Raw genomic sequence first — 15,980 nt, forward strand, 5'->3', positions numbered from 1 at the left:
GCGAGGATCCGTCCCGAGCTAAGGGAAGGAGAGGGACCTGAGCGCTTTGAGCGTGCGACCCATGGGTCTGACCGGTGTGCTTGATACCGAAGGCCCTCTTGCGCGACAGGCTAGCTTAGGTGCAATGGCGCTCTGCACGACCTCTCACATGTCTTCGGTTCTCTTCAGTTTGACTCGAAGCTCGCTCGAGCTCCTTTCACCGACGCTGCGATGAACCGATGAACTTCCTGAACCCGTCGCGTTTCGTGCGTGTCGGGGTGCGAGGTCAGCCAATAGCTTCGCACGAATTGCACGCCAGGGAGCAGGCGCTTGAGTTCGGGATAACGGCGGGCGGCATAATCGTGCAAGATGCCGACACCGTGGCCGCTTCGCACGGCCTCCATTTGAGCGACCACGCTCCCGCACTCGTATCGGCGCGACATCAGCCGACCGAGGGTTGATGCGTAGTCCAGCGCATTGCTGTACACGAAATCTTCGACATGCGTGACGAACAGCTGTCCCGCCAGGTCGGATTGATTTCGAATCAGGCCTACGCGCGATAGATAGCTCTCCGCTGCGTAGACGCTGAGCGTGTAGTCGGTCAATTTCGACAGGATGAGTCGCCCCTGTTTCGGCCGGTCAAGAGTGATTGCAATATCCGCTTCTCTCCGTGACAACGAAAACGTGCGAGGAAGCGGCACAAGTTGAATGACAAGTCCAGGATGTCTGGCGGCCAGCGTGCCCAAACGGTCCGCCAGAAAGTAATTGCCCAGTCCGTCTGGTGCCCCAACGCGCACCGTTCCGGTAATGGCTTCGCTGGCGCCTCCAATGCTCGCGCCCACTTTGAGAAACTCGCTCTCGGCGCGTTCCGCCGCGGCGACCAACGTCTCGCCTGCCGATGTGAGTGTGCAGCCAGAGGTGTGGCGCTCGAGCAGCTTGACCTTGAGACTCTCCTCCAATGCCGTGAGCTGACGGTAAGCGCTCCTTTCTACGCACCTATGCAGTTGAGCGCGGGGATGGGATGAGGTGTCCACCATGAGCGAGGTGGACACCATCGATGATCACTCCAGAAGAACCTTTGAGACTTGAGACGGTCGGCGTGTTGTGCAATGGCCGGCGTCGCTATGATCCGGCCAGCAAACAGCGACTGGTCGAGGCCTGTCTGCAGCCTGGCGTGTCGCTGGCGGGGCTGGCGTTGCACCACGGCGTGAACGCGAACCTGCTGCGCAAGTGGGTGGCCAAGCGACAACTTCAGAACGGGGATGACCAGCCGGAGGCGCGGGCGCCGATTGCGCCAGCTTTTATTCCGGTTTGCGCGACGGAGCGATCCTGTGCAGGGCGGCTGACGGCATCGATGCCCAACGGCGTGACGCTTTCGCTGGAAGGCGGCGACGCGCAGTTGCTGTCGGCGGTGATTGAAGCGCTGGGGCGTTGCGATGTTCCGACTGGCGTCTGATCTTCGGGTCTACCTTCACCGCGAACCGATTGACTTCCGGGCGGGCATCAACAGCCTGGCGATCGTGGTGGAGCAGTCGATGGGGCTGGATCCGTTCCAACGCGCGGTGTTCGCGTTCTGCAATCGTCGCCGCGACCGGATCAAGCTGCTGATTTATGATCGGTCAGGATTTTGGATGCTGCTGAAGCGGCTGGAGGCCGACAGATTCCACTGGCCCCGAAGTCAGGAGGCGGTGCTGACGCTGACGATGGAGGAGCTGCACTGGCTGCTTGACGGCATCAACATCGCGGCGATGCGTCGTCATCCGGTGCGGCAATATCAGAGCGTGGGCTGAGCGTGTTCGATGCGGGCGGCGTCATCGGGCTTCGGCATGGCCGTTCTCAGATGACGCCGCCGAAGACATGACGAAGACATGGGAGCCCGGTTGACGCGGCGGCATGACTTCGATTCAAGACTACGATGAGTGTGCGTCCAGCGAAGGCTGGCATGTTCAGTAGGAGTTAGTCCTACCGGGGTAAAAGTCAGTGCCCTGTAGCACGGATAGCAGGAGGGGAGGAAACGAACCTTTTGAAGCCTATCGACAAGTCTCCCGACGGGGAGATCGCGAGTCATCGGGCCGTATCGAAAGAGAACGCGTTGTGGCCTCGAAATATTGAAGACCGAGGGCCGAGCCCCCATTCATCGGGCGAAGGCAACATGGGCAGCCGAAAACTGACTGACACGGCTGTGCACCTCGGCGGGGTGGAAGCGACAGCACGATGACAAGGACATGCCGAGCAACTGGAGAAGCCCTCCTCGTCCCGGCAAGAAATTGTCGGAGCAAGATAGGCCATATAACCGGCGAACACCGGGAAAGTGGTCGAAGACGAGAGGGTGGCGGCCGGGTCCGTATGTAGCTGCGAAGTGGCGTAACGGCCGTGGAGCGAAGGGACCCTGCCATTTGTGAAGTCTCCAACGCAAGGAAGGCAAGGACGAAATGATAAAAGCGTCCATCGATTTGCAGGACCTGAGGCGGAGACTATACGTCAAGGCGAAGGCTGAACCGTCCTGGCGTTTCTGGGGCCTATATGTCCACGTCTGCAAGGTGGAGACGCTACGCATGGCGTATGAGATGGCCAGAAAAAATGACGGCGCTCCGGGAATAGACGGAGTGACCTTCGAAGCCATCGAGGCGCAAGGCGTAGATGCTCTGCTTGAGCAGCTACGGGACGAACTGATCGGGCATACCTATCGACCACTTCTGGCGCGGAGACAGGAAATACCGAAGGACGGGAATAAAGTTCGAGTCCTTTCGATTCCGGCGATCCGCGATCGGGTGGTCCAAGGTGCGCTCAAACTCATACTCGAACCTGTCTTCGAGGCGGACTTCCAATCGGGGTCGTTTGGATACCGGCCCAAGCGGGCAGCACATGACGCGATCAAGCGAGTAGCAAAGGCAATAACGCAACGGAAGACGCGGGTCCTCGATTTTGATTTGCGAGCGTATTTCGACAATATTCGGCATGACCGGTTGTTGACGAAAGTGGCGCAGCGGATCAACGACGCGGACATCATGCACCTTCTAAAGGTTATGCTGAAAACCTCTGGCAAGAAGGGCGTTCCGCAAGGCGGAGTGATTTCACCCTTGCTCAGTAATCTCTACCTCAACGAGGTGGACAAGATGCTGGAGCGGGCGCGGGACGTCACACGCATCGGCAAGTACACCGGTGTCGACTACGCGAGATTCGCAGACGATCTGGTGATCTTGATTGACGCCCACAAACGTCGTGACTGGCTGGTTGGTGCCGTTATCAAACGGCTACGGGAGGAATTTGTCAAACTTCAGGTAGAAGTCAATGATGAGAAGAGCCGTACAGTCGACCTGGAGCGAGGCGAGAGCTTTGGCTTTCTAGGTTTCGACTTCCGCTATCTCCGCAGTCGACGTGGAGTGATGCGGCCGCATATGACGCCTAAGCTCAAGAAGCGAACGGCGATTATGCGGGAGCTCAAGGAAGTATTTCGACGGCATCGGTCGCAGCCGATTGAGAGGATAATCAACCTGATCAATCCGAAGCTCCGTGGCTGGGTGAACTACTTTGCGGTTGGGCACTCCAGTGAGTGCTTCAGCTACATCAAAGAGTGGGTAGAGAAGAAGGTCAGGCGTCATCTGACGCGGGCGCAGAAACGGAAGGGTTTCGGCTGGAGGCGGTGGAGTACATCATGGCTGTACGGTACCCTAAAGCTGTTTAATGGCTATCAGGTGACATACAACATGACGAAAGCTGCCCCAGTGTGATGAGCCCATAAACCTTAGCGCGAAGCAAATGGGTGCGCGTAGTGCGGGAAATCTGCACGCTGCGTGCGACGAGGCGGGGGCTGGAAACGTGCTCGACCAAGAGATCTGGTCGAGTGGCGCGCCAGCCCTCGACCCTACCGCAAGCCCACGACGCACGAGCTGGAAGCCTTGATCGCGGCGCTGAAGGCCGAGAACGAGAAGCTCGCGCAGCGCGTGAGGCACCTTGAGGAGCAGTTGCGGCTGGAGCGGCTGCATCGCTACGCGCCACGCAGCGAGAAGCTCAAGGATCGCATCTTCAACGAAGCCGAACAGGCTTCCGCCGAAGAAGGCGCGGAACAGGACGATCTCGAACCGGCGGTCGTGCCGGATACGGGGCGGCCGGAGGGTGAGACGCCCGCGCCGAAGAAGCGCGGCCGCAAGCCTCTGCCGGCGGATCTGCCGCGCCAGCGTATCGAACATGATCTGCCCGAGGACCGGAAGGCCTGCCCGTGCTGCCGGAATCGGATGCACCGGATGGGCGAGAACGTCACCGAACAACTGCATATCGAGGTGAAGGCGACAGTGCTGCAGCACGTGCGGTTCAAGTACGCGTGCCGTCACTGCGAGCGCACTGCGCTGAACACCCCGATCGTGATCGCACCGATGCCGGCGCAGCCATTGCCGGGCAGCGTCGCCACGGCTTCGACGCTGGCGCTCGTGCTGGCCAACAAATACGTCGACGGCACGCCGCTGTATCGTCTGGCGGACGCGCTGGCACGCGCCAACGTCAGCGTCGGCCGCGGCGCCCTGGCCAATTGGGTGATCCGGTCGAGCGAATTGCACCTGCAACGCGTGTATGATGCGCTGAAGCAAACGCTCCGGTCGCAGCCTCTGATCCATGGCGACGAGACGTGGGTCAAGGTCCTCAAGGAGGACGGGCGGGATGCGCAGACCAAATCGTACATGTGGGTCTACCGCAGTGGCCAGGACAGCGCCCAGCCAGTCGTGTTGTTCGATTACCAGCCCGGTCGCGGCCAGGAGCATCCACAGGCCTTCCTGGCCAGTTGGGGCGGCCTGTTGATGAGCGACGGCTATGACGCCTGGCGCACGCTCTCCGGTGTCACTCATCTTGGCTGCATGGCGCACGCGCGCAGGAAATTTACCGACGCGCTCAAGGCGATGAAGAAGCCCGGCGGCCTCTCGTTGCAGGCACTCAGGTTCTTCGAGGCATTGTATGAGGTCGAGAGGCTGGCGCGCCAGACGCCGCCCGACGGCAAAACGCGCGCCGAATACGCCTTGCGGCTGCGCCAGCAGCACAGCGTCCCGGTCCTGGCTGCGTTCAAAAATTGGCTCGACGATCAGGCGCCGAACGTGCTGCCCGAAAGCCTGACCGGCAAGGCCATCGCCTATGCCCGCAACCAATGGGATTATCTGGCCCGCTACGCCAATGATGGCCTTGCGCCGATCGACAACAATGTTCTCGAACGCGACATCAGACCCTTTGTGACCGGAAGAAAAAACTGGTTGTTCAGCGACACCGTCGCCGGCGCAAAGGCCAGCGCGGTGATCTACAGCCTGGTGCTGACATGCCGGGCCTGCGACGTTGAGCCCTACGCCTGGCTATGTCACGTGCTCGCTGAACTGCCGCAGCGTCCGCCCGACGCCGACATCGAAGACCTGTTGCCATTCAACTTTGCCAAGCACGCACAGACCGTCAACCCTGGCTGATCGCCTTAAAGCCAACAGGGACACTCCACCAATCAAAATCCCCGCCCTGCGCAGACGAGGAGATCATGCTGCACCGTGCGTCAAAAAGCGCGCTTACAGCTGACGGGCAACGGTCGCATGGTTTAACCGCAGGCGCTTTGCGGCTTTCAAGATTTGCCCGGAGCGAGCGACTTCCAGGAATATCCGAACCCGTTCCCAATTCATCGAATATACTTTCTGCACAACGGACCCGCGAATTCTGCCGTTGAGATGCAAATGTATGTGCTCGATACCGATCATAATCAAGTTCTCGAGCAAGGAGCGGGGCTATGTGCCAGACCATATCGCACTTCATCAATGGAGAAGTGGTGCAAAGCCGGGGTGACAGGACCTCTCCTGTTTTCAATCCCGCAACCGGTGAAAAATCTGGAACGCTCGGCTTGGCTTCCACCGAGGACGTCCGAGCTGCCGTCCTTGCAGCCCGCGCGGCGTTTCCGGGTTGGACGAACACGCCGCCCCTGCGGCGCGCACGCATTCTCAACCGCTTCTTGCGCATCCTTGAGGATCGGATCGATGAACTCGCCAAAATCATCACTGCCGAACATGGCAAGGTGCTCTCCGACGCAAAGGGCGAGATCCAGCGCGGAATGGAGGTCGTAGAATTTGCGACCGGTGCGCCGCAACTTCTCAAGGGCGAAATCACCGAAAACGTCGGTACCCGGGTCGATTCCCATTCGCTCCGGCAGCCCTTGGGCGTCGTAGCGGGTATCACCCCGTTCAACTTTCCTGCAATGGTCCCAATGTGGATGTTCCCCGTCGCGCTGGCTTGCGGAAACACTTTCATTCTCAAGCCATCGGAGCGCGACCCGTCAGCCTCTCTCATTATGGCGAAATGGCTGATCGAAGCGGGCTTGCCCCCCGGGGTATTCAACGTCGTCCAGGGTGACAAGCAGGCAGTCGATGGACTTCTCACCGATCCTGACGTGGCGGCGGTCAGTTTCGTTGGTTCGACTCCAATTGCTCGCTACATCTACGAAACGGCAGCGCATCATGGCAAACGCTGCCAGGCACTCGGCGGGGCCAAGAACCATATGATCGTCATGCCCGATGCTGATATGGATCAGGCTGTTGATGCACTCATTGGCGCGGCCTACGGGTCGGCAGGCGAACGCTGCATGGCAATCTCGGTCGCCGTACCTATTGGCGATACCACGGCTCAAAGGCTAATTGAAAAGCTGGCTCCCAAGGTACGCGATCTCAACATCGGGCCCGGCACCGACCCCGAGGCGGAGATGGGCCCTTTGGTAACCAAACAGCATCTCGAAAAGGTCCGTGGCTATATCGATTCCGGTGTTGCGGATGGAGCAGAGCTCCTCGTCGACGGACGCAGTTTCAAGCGCCAGGGCTACGAGAAAGGCTACTTCATTGGAGGGACGCTCTTCGATCGCGTGACAACGGACATGAAGATCTATCGAGAAGAAGTCTTTGGTCCAGTCCTGGCGGTGGTCCGCGCCAAGTCGTACGATCACGCCGCCGATATCATCAATCAGCACGAGTTCGGCAACGGCACCGCCATATTCACCAGAGATGGCGACGCGGCTCGAGAATTCGCACACCAAATTCAGGTCGGCATGGTGGGTATTAACGTGCCGATCCCGGTTCCGATGGCCTTCCATTCGTTCGGCGGCTGGAAAGCGTCTCTCTTCGGCGACCACCACATGCACGGTCCGGAAGGAGTTCGATTTTACACAAAACTCAAAACCATTACCACGCGGTGGCCAACAGGTATCCGGGCGGGCGCTGAATTCGTCATGCCGACGATGAGTTGACCACTTTCCCGCGGCCAAGTTTTAGCCGTTGCACAATGCAGAGCGCGGCTCGCCGCTTTCGGCCCCCCAAACACTATGAGGCAAAAGGTGTATGAGAGGAGGCACCGATGGCGCATGCCGCGAGCCGTAGTGGCGCCGGCCGGCATGAGTATGGTTCACGCTGAACTTCTGCGTTAAGAGAAGAAATTCGCCTTTAGATTGCAAGGCGCAGCAGAAGCTTGCCGAATATCCTCTCTTACCATCGATAAACTGCCCCTTAAGGGTTGCTGGGTCGCTCGACCTAAGCCGGTGTTGGTGACTTTCTAAAACCGCGCAAAAATGACGACAAGGTATGACGGCAGTAGAGCGAAGGCGTCCGCACGCGCGCTCACCGATAGCGCCGTAGCGGGCGGACGCCTTTGCGGCGACGACCAACGTCTGAGTTGAGGAATAAAAGACGCGGGGCACGTCTCCGGGGCCCTGAGGCATCCTTTCGACGTACCCCGCTTTGCGCCTGCCTTATGGTAGATCTGCGGGTAATCAGCGCCGCAGAAACAAAACCGGGCGTAACACCGATCTCAACTGGCAAGTGGGGCTCGATGTCACGCCCCTCGGATGGTGCGCGGCCTGCACTATCGCACTGTCCGCGCGTTCCGTCGACCTTTTCCAGCAACCTCCGGCGGCGCTCCGAAAGGACCGCCGCGGATGCTCACGGGCCGCTTCTTTCTGTGCGGCCGCTGCCGTTCGCAGGTCACGATCTGCCGCAACTGCGACCGGGGACAACGCTATTGCGGCCATGACTGCGCCCGTGCTGCCCGCCGCGAGAGCCTGCGCGAGGCGGGACAGCGTTATCAGCGCAGCCGCCGCGGACGCCTGGCGCATGCGACCCGGGCCCGACGATACCGGGCGCGGCACAATAACGTGACGCATCACTCTCCACCCGCATGCCCTGTCGGTTCACTACTGCGCCGGCCTGCGGACGATGTCGTCGTTGCACCTACTGACGTCGGCGAGCGAGCGACGACATCGATCATGCCCATGCCGAGCTGTCGGCTCTGCGGCTGTCGGTTGTCGATGTTCGTTCGTACCGGCTTCGTGCGTCGCCGGGGGCCTCGTCATGCGCACCCCGCCTATGGAGGCCGAGACCCGACCGATGACCGTTATCCCTGAATTGGAAGCGCAGATCCTGCGTCTGTATCACGTCGAGAAATGGCGCTGCGGCACCATTGCGAAGCAGTTGCGGGTTCATCACACGACCGTGCATCGCGTCCTGACCCAGGCCGGACTGCCCAGGAATAGGCCGATATTGCGGCCCACGAAGATCGAGCCCTATCTGCCGATCGTCCTGAAGACGCTGGAGCAGTTCCCCGCACTCACGGCCAGCCGCCTGTATGCGATGATGCGTGAGCGCGGCTACCGCGGGTCGCCCAGCTACTTCCGGCACCTGATCGCTTTGCACCGTCCACGCAAGCCAGCCGAGGCGTTCCTGCGGCTGCGCACGTTGCCGTCTGAACAAGGGCAGGTGGATTGGGGGCACTTCGGTCACATCGAGATCGGTCGCGCCCGCCGTCCGCTGATGGCGTTCGTCATGGTGCTGTCGTACTCGCGCGACATCTACCTGCGCTTCTTCCTCGATGCGCGCATGGAAAACTTCCTGCGCGGCCACATCGGCGCGTTCAACACATGGTGTGGGCTGCCCCGGGTCCTGCTCTACGACAATCTTAAGAGCGCGGTGCTCGAGCGCCAGGGTGATGCGATCCGATTCCATCCCACGCTGCTTGCCTTCGCCGGCCATTATCGGTTCGAGCCGCGTCCTGTCGCGGTTGCCCGGGGCAACGAAAAAGGCCGTGTCGAGCGCGCTATACGGCATATCCGGGAGGCATTCTTCATCGCCCGCAAGTTCACCGATCTCGACGACCTGAATGCCCAGGCCGAACAATGGTGCCGATCCGAAGCGGCGGACCGACCATGTCCGGAGGATCGCGAGATGACAGTACGCCAGGCGTTCGCAAAGGAGCAACCACTGCTTCTGCCGCTGCCCGCCAACCCGTATCCCGTTGAGGAGCAGGTCGCCGTGAAGGTCGGCAAAACGCCCTATGTGCGGTTCGACCTGAACGACTACACGGTTCCCCATACCCATGTTCGGCGCATGCTGAGCGTGCGGGCCGATCTCAGCCAGGTCCGGATCTTCGACGGCGCGCAAATGATCGCCAGTCACCGTCGCAGCTATGATCGTGGCCAAGAGATCGAAGACCGACGACACCTGAAGGATCTCGTCGAGATCAAGCGTGAGGCGCGCCAGCATCGCGGCCTCAACAGCCTCACCCGAGCCGTGCCGGTCTGTCAGACCCTGATGATCAGGGCCGCCGAACGTGGCGCCAACATCGGTGCGCTCACGACCGCGCTGCTGCGGCTGCTCGATCGCTACGGCGCAACGGAATTGCAGGCTGCGGTCGAGGACGCTTTGCGTGCGGGCTCCGTCCATGCGGCGACGGTCCGCGCCGCACTCGAACGTCGGCGCCTTGAGCGTGGTGAACCGCCGCCCGTCGAAACCAGCCTGCCCGAACATGTGCGGCGCAAGGATACAACGGTCCGGCCGCACCGCCTCGACAGCTACGACCAACTGACCCCTTCTGGAGATAACGACGATGAGCACTGATGATGCCCTGCTGAACCGCGCCAAGGCGCTGCGCCTCAACGGCCTGGTCGAACACTGGGACGAAATCGCCGGCGCCCCATGGCTGGCCCCCATGCTGCAATGGGAGGAGGAGGAACGTGCCCGGCGCTCGCTGCAGCGACGCCTGCGCGACGCCAGGATCGGTCACTTCAAACCGATGGCCGATTACGACTGGCTCTGGTCCAGGCGCCTCGACCGCGCCGCAGTGGAGCAATTGATGTCGCTGTCCTTCATGAACGACGCAACCAACATCGTCTTCGTCGGACCAAACGGCGTCGGAAAGTCGACCCTCGCGCAGAATATCGCCTACCAGGCGCTCATCGCCGGTCACTCGGTCTTGTTCCGATCGGCCAGCGAAATGCTCGGCGAGCTTGCCGCCCTCGACAGCGATACCGCTTTGCGCCGAAGGCTCCATCACTACGCCGCCGCCGACGTTCTGGCGATCGACGAGGTGGGATATCTATCCTACTCGAACCGTCACGCAGACCTGCTGTTCGAACTCGTCAGCCGGCGCTATCAGGCCCGCTCCACAATCGTGACCACCAACAAGCCCTTCGCCGCATGGACGGAGGTCTTCCCAAATGCCGCATGTGTCGTCAGCCTGGTCGACCGCCTCGTGCACCGATCCGAGGTGATCTCCATCGACGGCGAATCCTACCGCCTCAAGGAAGCTCTGGAACGCGCCGAGGCCCAGAGCACACAGCATCGAAGCCGGCCCGCCAGCACCAACGAGAAGGAGCACGTTGCATGACCAGAAACCACCATCAACCATCCGGCCTCAACTTCGGGATCAGCTTCCTCATCAATCCCGAATGGACCCCGGAGCAGGCGCTCGCTGTCCACGAGCTCCTCAAGGATCTATCCGACAACATCTGGTCGCACTACTGCCTCAAGATCCAGGAACTCATCCAGGAGCAACAAGCGCCGGCCGATCACCGCGACGACGAAGAGCAACCATACTCCTTCTGAAACACACACCACTGCGACACTCGGCGGCGGCCCTTGCGGGCCGCCTTTTTAGTTCCCTCACCATCCTACTGCCCATTCTTGTCGTCATTTTTGTGCGGTTTTAGAAAGTCACCAACACCAGGGGCAAGCCGGATGGGCACAAGCAGCACCGCGTTCTGGCGCATTCCGAGCGTGAGGCTCGGGTCACGCCGCGACATCGGGTGCATCGACGCCCACCGCCCTCCACCTCGAACTGGAAGGCGCATCGATAGGCTGAATGCATTCAGACGGCAGTTCGGCGCCAATGGCGAGCTGATTTGCGCCGTGCTTGAGGGCAACGTCTTCCATTGCCGCCGAATTCGCATGGGCCGCCGCACCGGCTCAACAACGGACGCGACGCCGCTTTTCCGGTGCGCCGCGATAGTAAGGCGTCAGACGTCGATTGCTGTCATCCCCCACAACCGGCAGCGATCGAACGGCCAATGAGTTGGGGCGCCCAACAGACGCGGACGCAGACTCCAGGCTGTATTTGCTCATTGAAAGCCGTTTCAGGAAGGAAACCATGACAGAGCACTGCTTCTGGCGCTTCTCGCGCGCGTTGCATCGCGCGATCAACGATCGTTGTCTGAACGGTTTGGATGACCTTATCCACGAAGACGTTGACCGGGCGCTCTATGGGCCGATCGACATGTTTCCGTTTCTTGGCACTCGACATGGCAAACACGCTGTCCTTGACGTCATCCGCCATATTGCCGCCAATGTCCACATAAGGCGCTTTGATCGCGAAGCGACCATGTTGAGTGCCGATTCGGCAGCCTCGATGCTTCGATATTCGCTAACGCCGCGGGACTGCGACAAGCCAATCGCGCTGCGTTTGGCGCAGTTCGCTCATTTCAAAGCCGGCCGGGTCATCTCTATGCGCGTGCTTGTCGATACATTCGATCTGGTCGAGCAGGCGCTCGTTCGACCAATCCATCTCCCGAAAATCATCAACAAGGGGCAATGACCAGAGGAAATGTGTCCGACATCGTTTCGCGCCTCGCGAGCGCGACCAACCGTCGGACGTGCGCGACCTTATCTCCTGTCCTGCGCCCCGAAATCGCGAGCCAGGCGCAAGAAATTGGCAAATAACTCCAGACCTTGTTGCGTAAGAATAGACTCTGGATGGAACTGAACGCCGTAGGTTGGTTGATAGCGGTGCGCGAGGGCCATGACCTCGCCCTCCTCGGAGCGAGCTGTCACCGTCACATCTGGTGCGCATGTGTCATTCAGCTCAATAACAAGAGAATGATAGCGCCCAACGGGAAGTGGAGAGGGGAGTTCGTGAAAGAGACTTCGTCCGTCGTGCGCTATCCTGGAGGAGCGGCCGTGCATAGGATGACGTGCACGCACCACTCGTCCGCCGAACACGCTCCCAATACATTGGTGTCCCAGGCAGATGCCGAGAAGTGGGACGCGACCTGAAAGCTCACGGATCACGGCAGCAGATATGCCGGCTTCCGTTGGGGTGCGGGGACCCGGTGAAATTACGATGGCATGCGGCTTGAGACCCACAAGGTCGTTGATACTGATCGCGTCATTCCTCACTACCTCTGTTGCTTCGCCAAGCTTACGGAAATACCGCGCGATGTTGAAAACGAAGGAGTCGTAGTTATCGATGATGGCAATCAAGACGCACCGGGTGTTTCCGCGCCAAATGCCTCGAAGATGCGCTGCGCCTTGGCGAGCGTCTCTTCGTATTCGGCTTGCGGATCCGACATCGCTGTAATTCCACTACCTGCATGAAAGACAGCAAGGTTGTCGTTCATGGTGACAGTCCGAATCGCAACATTCGTGTCCATGTGCCCATCGAAACCGATGAAGCCTATTGCGCCACAATAAACGTTTCGGGCCACTCGCTCGACTTCGGTGATGATTTCCATCGATCGCACCTTTGGCGCCCCTGTAATGGAGCCCCCGGGAAAACAGGCTCGGATCAGAGAAACGGCATCATGGTCTTGAGCAAGTTCTCCACTGACGATCGAAACGAGGTGGTGCAGTGACGCATAGGATTCAAGCCCGCAGAGTGTCGTAACTTCAACCGAATGCGGCGTACAGACTCGTGATAGGTCATTTCGCAGGAGGTCGACGATCATTGTGTTCTCGGCACGGTCCTTCTCGGACGCGACGAGGAGTTCAGCGCGGCGCTTATCCTCCTTGACGTCCGCAGAACGCGTGATCGTGCCCTTGATGGGCCGCGTTTCGACTTGTCGACCATCTAGCTTGAGGAACCGCTCCGGCGAGCTCGATGCAATTGTGAGTTGGCCATAGCGTAACAGCGCTGCAAAGGGCGCCGGGTTCAATGCTCTTAATCGGCAATAAAAGGCAAGCGGATCGAACGAGGTCGCGAGCTTGGTGTTGAAGCTTTGCGCGATGTTTGCTTGGAAGATGTCGCCAGCCAGAATCAAATCAATAACACGCTCTACCGCCGCAACGTAGCTGTCTCGGCTGAAGTTCGAACACCATGCGCCGGCTATGCCAACCGAGTGACCCGGGGCGGGAATTGGCTGGGCAAGAAGAGCTGCAAATTCTTCGGCTCGCTGGCGCGCACGCGCGCTTCGATCTGCGCAAGTCTGCTCAGGCCAGCCGGTCGAAACAATCCAGCACCTGCCTTGTTCGTGGTCGAAGCTTACCACCACATCATAGAAGTGAAGGATAGATTCGGGAAAACCTAGACCAAGACTTGCCGGCTTCCGCAAAACTTCCAACGTTCTGTTCAAGTCATAGGCAAGAAAGCCGGCCACGCCTCCTGAACGTCTTGAACGGGTCGCAAGTCAGATATGAATAACGGCCAAGAAAGGTGTGTTGTGCTGCGCTGTCGAGAAACGTTAGGTGAGGGCGGCGCGAGAGTGATCGCATCGCCGTGACGGGTTCGATCCATCGCAGTTCATGTACGTGCATTCATCGTCAACCAAGCGCGGCCGAGGCTATGAGATGCATTCCGGAAGCAGTGCCGCTGTCGATATGTCGTAGTCGGCAGCGAATCGTAGCTCCCGGAGCGGGCGTACCCGTCCGATCGATTCTTGATATAGATCGTGAGCTTTGTAGGCCGCGAGCGCGCTCTCATCGTCGAATTCACCATAGACGATGACGTCAATGTCATTGCCAAGCTGGTCGGCCTGCTGGTTCCGCGCGACCTCAAGCCGCCGTGCGTGCGGAATTCCAGCAAGAACCGATAGGCCTTCGATGACCTGGTTGATCTTGGCTTTATCCTTGGCGGTAAACAGGACGATGTGACGAATCATGGATGGTCCTACAGGTCGCAAGTGAGCTCGACAATTGTTCTGAGATCGGGACGGCCGCAATGGTGGCGCGGTCTCACCGCCAGGAGAGCTCGGATCGTTTTCCAGATAGCGTTGAAGCCAATGTCGCGTCCTTCGGAGCACGCGACATGGCACCGAGATTACATCTAGACGCTTGCCTCGAACCGTAAACTCTAAGATGTGCTCAAATCTTGCAGGAATTATCCGATATCTGACAAATTTTCGCTGTCTTCGTGCGTCTATCCATATCTACATTTTGCCAACGAGCTCCTGCCGGGCGCCGGGGGAATGACTGCAGGCTGCTCGGATCACTTCCCCACATCATCTGCTTGAGCATCTCAACCAGCGTCGGCCGGCGTTCAGTTCGTGTGATCGGGTCGGCGGATTTGGAAGCAAGTCTCATGGAAGTATACCGGAACGACAGCATCTGGGCGCCGGTTCGGTCAGACTGGGCGCGCACGGAGGTCGAAGCGCTTTATGGTCTTCCTTTCACTGACCTAATGTTCCAGGCGCAAAGTGTTCATCGCACCAACTTCGATCCAAACCGTATCGAGACCGCGAGCCTGCTCAGTGTAAAGACTGGCGGCTGTCCCGAAGACTGCGGTTACTGCTCGCAGAGCGCTCACTACAACAGCGGCGTGAAAGCGACCCGTCTGTTGGACTGCGACGACGTGATCGCCACCGCGCGTCGCGCCAAGGACGCTGGCGCCACTCGCTTTTGCATGGCGGCGGCCTGGCGCAGCCCGAAAGACCGCGATCTCGACCGCATCTGCGATATGATCAGCGGGGTTAAGAGCCTTGGCATGGAGAGCTGCGTGACACTCGGCATGCTGACGCCAGACCAGGCTGTTCGGCTTGCCGAGGCCGGCCTGGACTTCTACAATCACAACGTCGACACCTCTCCCGAATATTACGGCAAAATCATCACCACCCGCACATTGCAAGAGCGCATCGACACGCTCGGAATGGTGCGCGACGCAGGCATCAGAGTCTGCTGCGGCGGGATTATCGGCATGGGCGAGACCGTTGAGGATCGGCTCGGCCTGCTCCTGCTGCTCGCTAATCCCAGCCATCCTGAAAGCGTGCCGATCAATCTGTGGAGCGAGGTTAAGGGGTGCCGGTCAATGACGCCGCGGAGCGCCCCGATCCGATCGCGCTGGCGCGCTTCGTCGCAACGGCGCGGATCATGATGCCCAAGAGTGTGGTGCGGTTGTCCGCCGGACGCCAGTATATGACCGATGAATTGCAGGCGCTGTGCTTTTTGGCGGGCGCGAATTCTATCTTCATCGGTGATGTGCTGCTCACCACAAATAATCCGCGGCGAGACCGCGACGCGGACCTGCTCAACCGGCTCGGCATGACATCCGGACTTGCGTAAGTGAGGCGGCGCGCGAGCAGATATCGCAACCTGGATCTTGGGTGAGAAATGCTGATTAGTTTGATGAAGGGCAAGATCAATTGCGCGTCGGTAACTGAGGTCGATCTTCACCATGAAGGCTCGATTTCGATCGACCACGCGCAGCTAGATGCGGCGGGAATCCTGGCCAATGAGCGTGTCGAGATCTACAACACCGAAACCGGAGCGGGCGGTATCGCATATGTTGTCGAAGCACCTCGTGGATCGGGCATCATAGATCTGAACGGCGCGGTTGCGCCATTCGCCATGCCGGGAGACAAAATTGCTATCGTCGCATATGCCTCATTTGACGAGGTCGAAGCTAGAAGCTTCAGACCGCGCGTTGTCTCCGTTGGCAGAGAGAATCGCATCCTCACACATGGTGAAATCCGGGGCGACGAAAGCGGAGGGTCCGACGGCCAATGGGATCTGTGCGCACTTGGTGGATAGCCG

Annotated in this window: 13 protein-coding genes and 3 pseudogenes; 11 read left to right on the top strand and 5 right to left on the bottom strand. The window is 59.7% G+C overall.

Annotation, left to right across the window (positions count from 1 at the left end):
- Positions 1-164: 164 nt before the first annotated feature.
- Positions 165-1,034, bottom strand: a complete 870-nt coding sequence (locus tag NLM31_RS08055; RefSeq protein ID WP_254191972.1) for a LysR family transcriptional regulator — start codon at positions 1,032-1,034, stop codon at positions 165-167.
- Between the two features lie 2 nt (positions 1,035-1,036).
- On the opposite strand from NLM31_RS08055, the gene NLM31_RS08060 reads away from it, so the two are divergent.
- The 4 genes from NLM31_RS08060 to NLM31_RS08075 all read left to right on the top strand — a co-directional run bounded on the left by NLM31_RS08060 (position 1,037) and on the right by NLM31_RS08075 (position 5,417).
- Positions 1,037-1,435, top strand: coding sequence for a transposase (locus NLM31_RS08060; RefSeq protein ID WP_254191900.1), 399 nt, complete (start codon positions 1,037-1,039; stop codon positions 1,433-1,435).
- Entirely contained in the window at positions 1,416-1,769 is a 354-nt protein-coding gene (gene tnpB, locus NLM31_RS08065; protein ID WP_027584880.1) for an IS66 family insertion sequence element accessory protein TnpB, read from the top strand. The genes NLM31_RS08060 and tnpB overlap by 20 nt, the downstream gene beginning before the upstream one ends.
- Before the next feature lie 765 nt (positions 1,770-2,534).
- Positions 2,535-3,710, top strand: coding sequence for a group II intron reverse transcriptase/maturase (gene ltrA / locus NLM31_RS08070; protein WP_254191973.1), 1,176 nt, complete (start codon positions 2,535-2,537; stop codon positions 3,708-3,710).
- Between the two features lie 105 nt (positions 3,711-3,815).
- Entirely contained in the window at positions 3,816-5,417 is a 1,602-nt protein-coding gene (locus NLM31_RS08075; protein WP_375167539.1) for an IS66 family transposase, read from the top strand.
- Positions 5,418-5,513: 96 nt separating this feature from the next.
- Here the strand turns inward: NLM31_RS08075 and NLM31_RS08080 are convergent.
- Positions 5,514-5,621: pseudogene (locus tag NLM31_RS08080) on the bottom strand (LysR family transcriptional regulator); the annotation flags it as partial.
- 104 nt (positions 5,622-5,725) lie between these two features.
- On the opposite strand from NLM31_RS08080, the gene NLM31_RS08085 reads away from it, so the two are divergent.
- The 5 genes from NLM31_RS08085 to NLM31_RS08105 all read left to right on the top strand — a co-directional run bounded on the left by NLM31_RS08085 (position 5,726) and on the right by NLM31_RS08105 (position 11,835).
- Positions 5,726-7,225 (top strand): CoA-acylating methylmalonate-semialdehyde dehydrogenase, encoded by a 1,500-nt coding sequence (locus NLM31_RS08085; protein WP_254191974.1) that lies wholly within the window; start codon positions 5,726-5,728, stop codon positions 7,223-7,225.
- Positions 7,226-8,357: 1,132 nt separating this feature from the next.
- Positions 8,358-9,863 (top strand): IS21 family transposase, encoded by a 1,506-nt coding sequence (gene istA / locus NLM31_RS08090; protein ID WP_254191935.1) that lies wholly within the window; start codon positions 8,358-8,360, stop codon positions 9,861-9,863.
- Positions 9,853-10,632, top strand: a complete 780-nt coding sequence (gene istB / locus NLM31_RS08095) for an IS21-like element helper ATPase IstB (protein WP_254191783.1) — start codon at positions 9,853-9,855, stop codon at positions 10,630-10,632. The genes istA and istB overlap by 11 nt, the downstream gene beginning before the upstream one ends.
- Positions 10,629-10,850 (top strand): hypothetical protein, encoded by a 222-nt coding sequence (locus tag NLM31_RS08100; RefSeq protein ID WP_254191782.1) that lies wholly within the window; start codon positions 10,629-10,631, stop codon positions 10,848-10,850. Before istB ends, NLM31_RS08100 begins: the two co-directional genes overlap by 4 nt.
- Positions 10,851-11,391: 541 nt before the next feature.
- Positions 11,392-11,835 carry a nuclear transport factor 2 family protein gene (locus NLM31_RS08105; protein ID WP_254191975.1) on the top strand — a complete coding sequence of 148 codons (444 nt, stop codon included), beginning with the start codon at positions 11,392-11,394 and terminating at the stop codon, positions 11,833-11,835.
- A gap of 68 nt (positions 11,836-11,903) precedes the next feature.
- Here the strand turns inward: NLM31_RS08105 and NLM31_RS08110 are convergent, their stop codons facing one another.
- From NLM31_RS08110 to NLM31_RS08120, 3 genes and pseudogenes are all read right to left on the bottom strand, one after another.
- Positions 11,904-12,500: an aminodeoxychorismate/anthranilate synthase component II gene (locus tag NLM31_RS08110; RefSeq protein ID WP_254191976.1), complete on the bottom strand. Its 597-nt coding sequence runs from the start codon at positions 12,498-12,500 to the stop codon at positions 11,904-11,906.
- Positions 12,497-13,769 (bottom strand): annotated as a pseudogene (gene pabB / locus NLM31_RS08115) (aminodeoxychorismate synthase component I). The gene NLM31_RS08110 and the pseudogene pabB overlap by 4 nt, the downstream one beginning before the upstream one ends.
- A 26-nt stretch (positions 13,770-13,795) precedes the next feature.
- Positions 13,796-14,113, bottom strand: coding sequence for a Dabb family protein (locus tag NLM31_RS08120; protein WP_254191977.1), 318 nt, complete (start codon positions 14,111-14,113; stop codon positions 13,796-13,798).
- A gap of 419 nt (positions 14,114-14,532) precedes the next feature.
- On the opposite strand from NLM31_RS08120, the pseudogene bioB reads away from it, so the two are divergent.
- Positions 14,533-15,509, top strand: a pseudogene (gene bioB / locus NLM31_RS08125) (biotin synthase BioB).
- A 48-nt stretch (positions 15,510-15,557) separates the two neighbouring features.
- The gene (gene panD / locus NLM31_RS08130; protein WP_254191978.1) at positions 15,558-15,977 is read left to right on the top strand and encodes an aspartate 1-decarboxylase; all 420 of its coding nucleotides are present in this window, start codon (positions 15,558-15,560) and stop codon (positions 15,975-15,977) included.
- Positions 15,978-15,980: the final 3 nt, after the last annotated feature.

Origin of the sequence: Bradyrhizobium sp. CCGUVB4N (assembly GCF_024199945.1) — a bacterium.
In the GTDB taxonomy this organism is placed as follows: domain Bacteria; phylum Pseudomonadota; class Alphaproteobacteria; order Rhizobiales; family Xanthobacteraceae; genus Bradyrhizobium.

Excerpts from the sequence above, each read along its gene's own strand:
- NLM31_RS08055 (WP_254191972.1), bottom strand. The coding sequence starts at position 1,034 with ATGGTGTCCACCTCGCTCATGGTGGACACCTCATCCCATCCCCGCGCT.
- NLM31_RS08060 (WP_254191900.1), top strand. The coding sequence starts at position 1,037 with ATGATCACTCCAGAAGAACCTTTGAGACTTGAGACGGTCGGCGTGTTG.
- tnpB (WP_027584880.1), top strand. The coding sequence starts at position 1,416 with ATGTTCCGACTGGCGTCTGATCTTCGGGTCTACCTTCACCGCGAACCG.
- ltrA (WP_254191973.1), top strand. The coding sequence starts at position 2,535 with ATGGCGTATGAGATGGCCAGAAAAAATGACGGCGCTCCGGGAATAGAC.
- NLM31_RS08085 (WP_254191974.1), top strand. The coding sequence starts at position 5,726 with ATGTGCCAGACCATATCGCACTTCATCAATGGAGAAGTGGTGCAAAGC.
- istA (WP_254191935.1), top strand. The coding sequence starts at position 8,358 with ATGACCGTTATCCCTGAATTGGAAGCGCAGATCCTGCGTCTGTATCAC.
- istB (WP_254191783.1), top strand. The coding sequence starts at position 9,853 with ATGAGCACTGATGATGCCCTGCTGAACCGCGCCAAGGCGCTGCGCCTC.
- NLM31_RS08100 (WP_254191782.1), top strand. The coding sequence starts at position 10,629 with ATGACCAGAAACCACCATCAACCATCCGGCCTCAACTTCGGGATCAGC.
- NLM31_RS08105 (WP_254191975.1), top strand. The coding sequence starts at position 11,392 with ATGACAGAGCACTGCTTCTGGCGCTTCTCGCGCGCGTTGCATCGCGCG.
- NLM31_RS08120 (WP_254191977.1), bottom strand. The coding sequence starts at position 14,113 with ATGATTCGTCACATCGTCCTGTTTACCGCCAAGGATAAAGCCAAGATC.
- panD (WP_254191978.1), top strand. The coding sequence starts at position 15,558 with ATGCTGATTAGTTTGATGAAGGGCAAGATCAATTGCGCGTCGGTAACT.